This is a genomic window from Trueperaceae bacterium, from assembly GCA_019454765.1.
GTDB lineage: Bacteria > Deinococcota > Deinococci > Deinococcales > Trueperaceae > JAAYYF01.
In genome coordinates, this window is sequence record JACFNR010000041.1 from 18,298 (window position 1) to 27,352 (window position 9,055).

The window sequence follows — 9,055 nt, forward strand, 5'->3', positions numbered from 1 at the left end:
GCCCGGCTGACGCTCCTCGGGCTCGCCGCCGCCGTGGCGGCGGCGGCGTGGCTCGGCTTCGACCGGTGGGTGGCCGCCACCGAGCTGCCGCCACTCGCCCCCGCCGTCTCGGCGGAGGTGCTGGCCCGCGACGGGCGCATGCTGCGGGCCTACACCGTCGACGACGGTCGCTGGCGCCTGCGCGTCGACGCCCGCGGCGTCGACCCGCGCTACGTGGCCATGCTCCTCGCCTACGAGGACGGCCGCTTCTACGGCCACCGCGGCGTAGACGTGACGGCGTTGGCGCGCGCCGCGTTCCGCTCGCTCGTTGCGGGGCGCGTCGTGAGCGGCGGTTCGACGCTCACCATGCAGGTGGCGCGCCTCCTCGAGGAGGGCGCGACGGGCTCGTGGCGCGGCAAGCTGCGCCAGATCAGGGTGGCGTTGGCGCTCGAGCGGGTGCTCGACAAGGACGAGATCATGGCGCTCTACCTCCAGCTCGCGCCGATGGGCGGCAACCTGGAGGGGGTGCGGGCCGGGAGCCTGGCGTGGTTCGGCAAGGAGCCCACGCGCCTGACGGAGGCGGAGGCCGCCCTGCTGGTGGCGCTGCCGCAGGCGCCCGCCACGCGCGCGCCGGACGCCCACCCGGCGGCGGCCGCGGCGGCGCGCGAGCGGGTGTTGCGCCGCGCCGCCGCCGCCGGCGTCGTGACGGCGGAGGCGGTCGACGCCGCGCTGCGCGAACCGCTCCCGACCGCGCGGCTGCCCTTCCCGGCGTTGGCGCCGCACCTGGCCGACCGGCTGCGCGCCGAGGCGCCGGACGCGGCGCTGCAACGCACCACCCTGGACGCCGACCTGCAGGCTGCCATGGAGGCGCTGGCGAGGGGGGCGCTTGTCGGCCTGCCGCGCCAGGTCGCGGTCGCGCTGGTGGTGGCAGACGCGGATTCGGGCGAGGTCCTGGCCGAGGTGGGCTCCGCCGACTACGCCAGCGCGGCGCGGCTCGGCTACGTCGACATGACGACCGCCCTGCGCTCGCCCGGTTCGACGCTCAAGCCGCTCGTTTACGGTCTGGCGTTCAGCGACGGCCTCGCCCACCCCGAGACGCTACTGAACGACCGGCCGGAGGACTACGGCGGCTACGCGCCGCAGAACTTCGACGGCGTGTTCCGCGGCCCCGTAACGGCGCGCGAGGCGCTGCAGGCGTCCCTCAACCTGCCGGTGGTGGCGCTGACGGAGGTGCTTGGACCCGCTCGGCTCCTGGCCGCGTTGCGTGCCGCCGGGGTGGAGGTCGTCGTGCCCGGGGACGCCGCCGGGCTGGCCGTGGCGCTTGGCGGCGTGGGCGTGAGCCTGGAGGGGCTCGTGCAGCTCTACGCGGCCATCGCGCGCGGCGGCGAGGCGCGGGCGCTGCGGGTGCGGGCGGGCGGGGCGGCCGGGGAGGGCGAGGCGCCCACGCGGGGCGAGGCGCCCACGCGCGGCGAGGCGCCCACGCGCAGCGGGACGCCCGCGAGCAGCGGGACGCCCGCGAGCAGCGGGACGCCCGCGCGCCCGCGCCTCATGACGCCCGAGGCGGCGTGGCAGGTGGCCGACATCCTGGCGGGCGCGCCGCGGCCCGCCAACCTGCCCGACTGGCCGCTCGCCTTCAAGACCGGCACGTCGCACGGCAACCGCGACGCCCTCGCGTTGGGCTTCGACGGCAAGCACGTGGTGGGCGTGTGGGTCGGCCGTGCCGACGGCACCCCCGTGCCGGGGATGCTCGGCGTGGAGGTGGCGGCGCCCATCCTGTTCGACGTCTTCGCTCACCTAGGCGGGCCGGTGCCGCTGCCCGGTCCGCCGCCCGGGGCCGCCTCCGTCGGGTCGACGAGCGACCTGCCGCCGCACCTGCGCCAGTTCGGGGCGCGCGACGTGAGCGTCGACGACGCGCCGCGCCTCACCTTCCCGCCCGACGGCGCCGTGCTGACGCCGCTGCCCGGCGGCGTGCCCGTGCGGGTCGAGCGCGGCACGGCCCCCTTCACGTGGTTCGCGAACGGCGCCCCCGTGCTCCTGGGGAGCTACGAGCGCGAGGCGCGCCTGCCGTTGCCGGCGGCCGGGTTCGTGACCGTGGCGGTGGTGGACGACGCCGGGCGCGCCGCGCGCGTGAGGATCGAGCTGCGCTGAGCGGGGATCAGCGCGGGGCCGTCAGGAACGCCCGCAGTCCGTCCACGTCGTCGGTGTTCAGCAGGTCGACGCCGGCCTCGAGCAGGTGCGCCCACACCCGCTCGCGCGCGGGGCCGGGCTCGTCGGGGGTGCCCCAGAAGCGGAGCGCCTGCCCGTGGGCGTGGGCGGTGGCGACCATGGCCGCGAGGCGGCGCCCCTCCTCGGGCGGTGCCCGTCCCGCGCCGCGCCAGGCGAAGAGGGCGCGCCAGTCGTCGCTGATGAGGGGCATGACGCCCGCGTCGGTGAACGTCCCCAGGTCGCCGCTGCGGCCGTCGAGGGTGAGGACGTGGTCGCCGAGCGCGGCGGGCGGCGGGCGGTTGCCCGAGAGCATGACGCGCACGGGCGCTGGGCCGGCGCGCGGGTCGACGAGGTCCGGGTAGCGCGCCAGCAGGCGCCGCGTGGCCGCGAGGGCGGGCCTGGCCGCGGTCTTCACGTCCAGGTGGAGCCACAGCGGGTGCCCACCTTCGAAGAGGCGGCCGCCGCGCTCGCTGACGAGGGCGCGCAGCGGCTCGAGGTAGAGGCGCCTCAGTGTGTTGCCGGGGCGCAGGCGCCGCGCGTCGTGACCGACGAGGACGCGGCCTGCGAGCACGAAGGCGTCGACCTCGACGTGGGTGAACCCGGCCGCGAGCGAGCGCGCCAGCGGCGGCGTGAGCTCGCAGTCGCGGTGCGAGTAGGCGCGCGGGAGGGGCGAGCCCACCGCGCTGGTGATGCCCGCGCGCGGCGGCTCGGGGCGCTGCCCGCTCCTCACCCGCTCAGCCTTCCAGGGCAGCGACCTCGGCTGGGGTGAGCGGCCTATCGGCGGCGATCCGCAGCTCCCGGAACTCCGCCCCCGACCGGCAGCCGACGATGGCGTGCATGTTCATGGGTTGGCTGAGCGCGTACTGGAGCGCGACCTGGCTCGGCGTCAGGCCGCGGGCGCGGGCGAGCGCCCGGACCCGGTCGCGCCGTGCCGCGTTGGCGAGCGTGTCGAAGACGCTCACCTCGAGTTGCGGGGCGGGTGCGTTCGGGGTGGCGGCGAAGTAGCCCATGGCCAGGCTCGACCAGGCGAGGACGGGCGTGCCGGTCGACTCGTAGAAGGCCCGCTCGGCCGCCCCCTCGGGGCCGGAGATGCTGACGCAGCCCGGCCAAGGGGGCGCGACCGGCACCGCCAGGCTGAAGTGCGGGCTGCTGGCCGCCACGGGCTCCATCTCGCTCGCGCGCGCGTACGCGTTGGCGGCGGCTATGCGCCCGTGGTGCCAGTTGGAGACGCCGTAGGCGCGGATCAGGCCGCGCTCCCTCAGGTCGTGCAGGATGGTCATCACGGTGCCCACCGGCACGGTCTCGTCGTCGCGGTGGAGGAGGTAGAGGTCCACCACGTCGGTGCGCAGGCGCTCGAGCGAGCCGGCGAGGTCGGCGACGATGTCGGCGCGGGTGATGCGGTTGCGTCCGCCGTAGGGGTGACCGCCCTTGGTGATCAGGAACAAGCCGTCGCGGCCGCCGCGCGCCGCCAGCCAGGCGCCGAACGCGGCCTCGCTGGCGCCGCCGCCGTAGTTCTCGGCGAGGTCGAAGGTCGTCGCCCCGGCCGCCGCGACGGCGTCGAGGAGGGCGACGACGTCGGCCTGCGTCATGCCCGAGAGGTGCGCCGTGCCCTGGATGAGGCGGTCGGCGCGCTTGCCGGCGACCTCGAGCGTCACGGCGCCACCCTCGTGGGGAGCGTCCGGGCAGCGCGGGTCATAGGCCGAGGCCCGCCAGGTAGTCGCGGTTACGCCGCGCGCTCTCCTTGGGGGTGCCCATGCCTGGGAGCACGTCCTGTTCGACGGTCACCCAGTCGGCGTAGCCGTGGCGACGCAGCGCGGCGAGGACCGCCGCGAAGTCGATGCTTCCCCGCCCCAGCTCGGAGTAGAGGCCGGCGCGTACGGCCGTGACGTAGTCCCACCCCTCGGCGCGAGCGCGCGCCGCGACCGCGGCGTCACAGTCCTTGAGGTGGACGTAGCGCACACGCTCCCGGAAGCGCTCGAGGCCGCGGGCGGCGGTCAGGCCGTCCTCGTCGGGCGCGCCGGCGCCGTACACGTAGTGTCCGGTGTCGAACACGAGCCCGACGAGGTCGGGGTCGGTGGCGGCCAGCAGCCGCTCGATCTCGTCGGGTGTCTCCACGAAACTGCCGCAATGAGGATGGAAAACGGTAGACAGACCGGTCGTGTCACCCACGATCCTTGCGGTGGCGTTCACGTTGGCCGCGACGATCGTCCACTCCTCGTTGCTCAGGCCGAGCGCGGCCGTGACGCGGCCCGCGTTGCGGCTGCGGGCCGCGTCCGTCCCGTCCTGGTCGGCGAGGACCAGGAGCGGGCGGCGCGCCCCCGGCTCGGCGCCGGCCAGGAGGCGGGCGAGACGCTCCAGGCGCGCGCGCTCGCGCTCGACGACCCCGGGCTCGCGCAGCGCCACCCCGAAGTAGGCGCCCAGCAGGGTGAGGCCGCGCGCCGCCAGCTCGGCGCGGAGAGCCGCCGGGTCGGTCGGCATGTAGCCGTAGTCGCCCAGCTCGGTGCCCGTGTAGCCGGTGGCGGCGAGCTCGTCGAGCATCCGGGCCCAGCCGACCCCGGGATCGCCCCGCCCGACGAGCCCCCAGGAGCACGGGGCGTTGGCCACCCGGATGGGCGCGCCGGGCCGGCCGGCGCCCACCTGATCGAGACCTGGAACCGTTGCCACCTGAGCTCTCGCCTCCTAGGCCCGCGTCGCGGCCGGCGCTACCCACGCGCCGCCCCGGCAGGCCACCTTGGGGCCACAGTCTGGCGCATGGACGGGCGCCCTGACAAGCGGCCGCGCGGGTTACCTGGCGGCGGTCCGGTGCCGACCGTGCGCCCGTCATTGACAGCGGGCGCGGCGGGCGTCTAGCATCGAACCAGTTCGAAACCTCGGGGAGGTCCGCGCTGATGTGGTCGGCGTCAATGCGTGCACGACGCTACCGAACCGGTTCGATGACGGCGGGCGGCGTGGGCGCGTGAGCACCATCCGAGACATCGCCCGCCAGGCCGGCGTGGCCGTCTCGACCGCCTCGCTCGCCCTCAACGGCGACGAGCGGGTGGCGCCCGACACGCGCAAGCGCGTGCTGGCCGTCGCCGAGCGGCTCGACTACCACCCCAGCCGCACGGCCAAGAGCCTCTCGAGCGGCCGCACCTGGTCGCTCCACCTGCTGAACCCGATGGGGGAGGCGGGCCTGTCGTCGAGCTTCTTCACCCGCTTCGTCCACGGCGTCCACGACGTGGTCCACACCCGCGACTACACGCTGGCGCTCACCGTGCTCGACGACGAGGCCGAGGCCCGGGACCTGCTCGGGAAGCTGATCCTCGAGCGCTGGACCGACGGCGTCATCCTCATGAACCTCTCCGAGGAGGAGCCGCTCCTCGCCAAGCTCCTGCAGCACGACTTCCCGCACGTGCTGCTGGGCCACAGCGGCCTGCCGGGCATCACCAGCGTCGACAACGACAACGTGGCCGTCGGCCGCGACGCCGCCCGCCACCTGCTCGAGCGCGGCCGCGCCCCGCTCCTGTTCCTCAACGGACCCGAGGCCCACGCCTTCGCGCAGGAGCGCGCCCGCGGCTTCGTGGCCGCCCACGCCGCCGCCGGCGTGCCGGTCGGGCCCGACGCCGTCCAGTTCGGGGTGCAGACGGCGGAGGACGCCCGCGCCCGCCTGGGCGGCCTCCTGGCGGGCGGCGGCGAGTACGGCGGGGTGCTGGCCAGCAGCGACGAGCTGGCCATCGGGGCGCTCCGCGCCCTGCGCGACGCGGGCCGCCGCGTGCCCACGGACGTGGCCGTCGTGGGAATGAACGACGACGCCCTCACCGAGTACACGGACCCGCGCCTCACGAGCGTCGACCTGAACGCAGCCGAGCTCGGCCGGGTGGCGGCCGAGCTCCTCATCCGCAGCATCGAAAGGCACCCGCCTGAGCGTCGGCTGGTGGCTCACCGCCTGACGCAACGAGACTCGAGCTAGGGGACAAGGGCATGCCGACCGCCGCCGACCGCCGCTTCACCGCCTACATCGTCCCGCACACGCACTGGGACCGCGAGTGGTACCAGCCGTTCCGGGTCTTCCAGGCGCGCCTCGTGGACGTCATCGACATGGTGCTGGAGCTGCTCGAGGACCCTGCTTACCGGCGCTTCACCCTCGACGGTCAGGCGGCCGTGCTCGAGGACTACCTCGAGCTGCGCCCCGAGCGCGAGGCCGACCTGCGGCGTTTCGTGCAGGCCGGTCGCCTGCGCATCGGACCGTGGTACGTGCTGGCCGACGAGTTCCTCGTCAGCCCCGAGGCGCTCGTCCGCAACCTCCAGTTCGGCCGCCGCGTCAGCCGCCGCTTCGGCGAGCCACTCCCCGTCTGCTACACGCCGGATTCGTTCGGGCACGTCTCCCAACTCCCCCTCCTCGCCGCCGGGTTCGGACTGCCCGCCGTGGTGTTCCAGCGCGGCATGGGTGAGGACGGCGAGCGCCTCGGCAGCGAGTTCCTCTGGCGCGCCGCCGACGGCGAGACCGAGCTGTTCGCCGTACACCTGATCGGCACCTACTCGGGCGGCACCGCCATCGGTCACGTCGACTGGGAGCTCACCGACCCCTACGACCCCGACCTGGCCCTGCGCCACCTGCGGGCCGCCCTCTACGGCGTGAGCGGCGACGAGCTCGCCGACCTGCCCCGCTGGTTCGCCGCCTCGCTCGAGCGGGTGCGTGGCGGCCTGACCGCCCACGCCAACGGGCGCGCCCTCGTGCTCCTGAACGGCTCCGACCACCTCTTCCCGCAACCGAACCTGCCGCAGGTGATCCGTGAGGCCGACGCGGCCTTCCCTGACGTGGAGTTCGTGCAGGGCGACGTCGAGGAGTACGTGGCCGCCGCCAGGGCCAGCGTGGGGCCGCTACAGGTCTACCAGGGCGAGCTCCGCGGCAGCCGCTACCAGCACATCCTCGCCGGCGTGTTGTCGGCGCGGCTCTACCTGAAGCGCGCCAACCACACCGGTCAGACCCTGCTCGAGCGGTACGCCGAACCGCTCACCGCCCTCGCCTGGTGCGTGACCGGCTGCCAGCCCCGCGCGCTCATGCGCGAGGCGTGGCGCCTGCTGCTCCTCAACCACCCCCACGACTCGATCTGCGGCTGCTCGCTCGACTCCGTGCACCGCGAGATGCTCACGCGCTTCGAGGGCAGCAGGCAGCTAGGCGACGACCTCTGCCGCCGCGCCCTCGCCGACCTTGGCGGGCGCCGTCCCGCCAACATCCAGGACGTGCACGCCGCCGCCAAGGACGCCGTCACCGTCTTCAACCCGCTGCCTTTCCCGCAACGACGCGTCGTGCGCCACGTGCTCGAGCTGCCGGAAGGGGCCGGCCGGCGCCTGGCGGTCAGCGACGAGGCCGGCACCCCACTGCCGTTCCAGGCGGAGGTGAGCGCGGTGTACGCGCCCGGCCGCAGCGACCTGAAGCTGGACCGCGTCGCGCTGGAGGTCCTGGCGGACCTGCCGCCCCTGGGGCTCGCCAACCTGGCCTTGACCCAGGCTGCTGGGTCCGCCGGTGAGCGGGTCGCCACCGACCTCGGCGCGCACGCCGACCACGACGGCGTCATCACCCTCGCGAACGAGCACCTCGAGGTCACGGTGACGCCGGCCGGCGCCGTGACGATGCTGCACGTCGCCAGCGGCCGCCGCCACGAGCTGCGCCTCCGCCTCGAGGACCAGGCCGACGCCGGCGACGAGTACGACTTCTCGCCCCTCAGGGGCGAGGCGCCCGTCACGTTCGCTGCCCCGACGCGGCGGCCCACGCTCGTCACGGCGGGCCCCGTGACGGCCACCGTCCGCCTCGACTACGAGCTCGAGATCCCGGGGCGCCTCGCCGACGACCGCCTCTCGCGCGTGGGCGTCGCACGGATCCCCGCCACCATCGACCTTGCCCTCGCGGCCGGCGACCCCGCCCTCGGGGTGACCGTCCGCATCACCAACGCCGCCATGGATCACCGCCTGCGCCTGCGGCTCGACAGCGGCGTGGACACCAACAGCGTGTGGGCCGACGGACACTTCGACGTCGTCGAGCGCCCGGCGCGACCTGCCGCGCGACCCGACTGGTTCCAGGCCCCGCCCCCCACCAACCACCAGCGCCGCTTCGTGGCCGTGTCGGACGGCGCCGCCGGGCTGGCCGTGCTGAACCGCGGCCTGCCCGAGTACGAGGCCGAGCCAGGTCCCAACGGCACGGAGCTCGCCGTCACGCTCGTGCGCGCCGTCGGCTGGCTGTCGCGCGACGACCTGCTCAGCCGCCCGCAGGGCGCCGGCCCGGCCCTCGCCACGCCCGAGGCGCAGTGTCTCGGGGAGCACCTCTGCGAGCTCGCGCTCTACCCCTTCGCGGGCGACTGGTGGCAGAGCGACCTGCTGCGGGTCGCGCAGGCGTTCACGGCGCCACCGCTGGCGGCTGCGGGCGGTGGCGCCGCCGCGGGCCACGAGCTGGTCAGTCTCGAAGGCCCCTTCGACCTGACGGCCGCGAAGGTCGCGGACGAGCGCGAGACGCTGATCGTGCGTGTCGCCAACCCCGCGCCCGTGCCCGCCGAGGGAACGCTGCGGGTCGCGTGGCCCGTTGCGAGCGCGCACGTGACCCGACTCGACGAGACGCGCCTCGGGCGCGCTCCTAGCGAGCGTGCTCCCGGAGAGCGTGCTCCCGGAGAGCGCGCCGGGACCGCCACCTCGATCCCACTTCGGCTCGGACCCAAGAGCGTCGCGAGCTTCGAGTTCGTGTTGGAAGGAGGTGACGCCGGCCGCGCTTCGCCCTGAGTTGTCGCACCGGCGCCGCCGGCGCCGTCAGCGACAGTAGTACCCCTTCGGAGGTCGAACATGTTGAAACGCATCACACCGCTACTGGCAGTGCTCGCCCTGGGCGTCCTCGCCACGCCCG

Annotated in this window: 6 protein-coding genes; 3 read left to right on the forward strand and 3 right to left on the reverse strand. The window is 75.2% G+C overall.

Translation table 11 applies throughout. The annotated features are described in order from the left end of the window. The first annotated feature begins 6 nt into the window (after positions 1 to 6). Complete coding sequence (pbpC, locus tag H3C53_10765) at positions 7 to 2,127, forward strand: penicillin-binding protein 1C (GenBank protein MBW7917147.1); 2,121 nt, start codon at positions 7 to 9, stop codon at positions 2,125 to 2,127. Positions 2,128 to 2,134: 7 nt separating this feature from the next. Here pbpC and H3C53_10770 read toward each other — a convergent pair whose 3' ends face one another. The 3 genes from H3C53_10770 to H3C53_10780 are packed head-to-tail and all read right to left on the reverse strand — an operon-like array spanning position 2,135 to position 4,722. Then, positions 2,135 to 2,914 (reverse strand): hypothetical protein, encoded by a 780-nt coding sequence (locus tag H3C53_10770; protein ID MBW7917148.1) that lies wholly within the window; start codon positions 2,912 to 2,914, stop codon positions 2,135 to 2,137. A gap of 4 nt (positions 2,915 to 2,918) precedes the next feature. After that, positions 2,919 to 3,839 (reverse strand): aldo/keto reductase, encoded by a 921-nt coding sequence (locus tag H3C53_10775; protein ID MBW7917149.1) that lies wholly within the window; start codon positions 3,837 to 3,839, stop codon positions 2,919 to 2,921. 37 nt (positions 3,840 to 3,876) lie between these two features. Then, positions 3,877 to 4,722, reverse strand: a complete 846-nt coding sequence (locus H3C53_10780) for a TIM barrel protein (protein ID MBW7917150.1) — start codon at positions 4,720 to 4,722, stop codon at positions 3,877 to 3,879. Between the two features lie 418 nt (positions 4,723 to 5,140). Between H3C53_10780 and H3C53_10785 the strand changes: the two genes are divergently transcribed. Further along, positions 5,141 to 6,133, forward strand: coding sequence for a LacI family DNA-binding transcriptional regulator (locus tag H3C53_10785; GenBank protein MBW7917151.1), 993 nt, complete (start codon positions 5,141 to 5,143; stop codon positions 6,131 to 6,133). An 11-nt stretch (positions 6,134 to 6,144) separates the two neighbouring features. Beyond that, positions 6,145 to 8,934 carry a hypothetical protein gene (locus H3C53_10790; GenBank protein ID MBW7917152.1) on the forward strand — a complete coding sequence of 930 codons (2,790 nt, stop codon included), beginning with the start codon at positions 6,145 to 6,147 and terminating at the stop codon, positions 8,932 to 8,934. Positions 8,935 to 9,055: the final 121 nt, after the last annotated feature.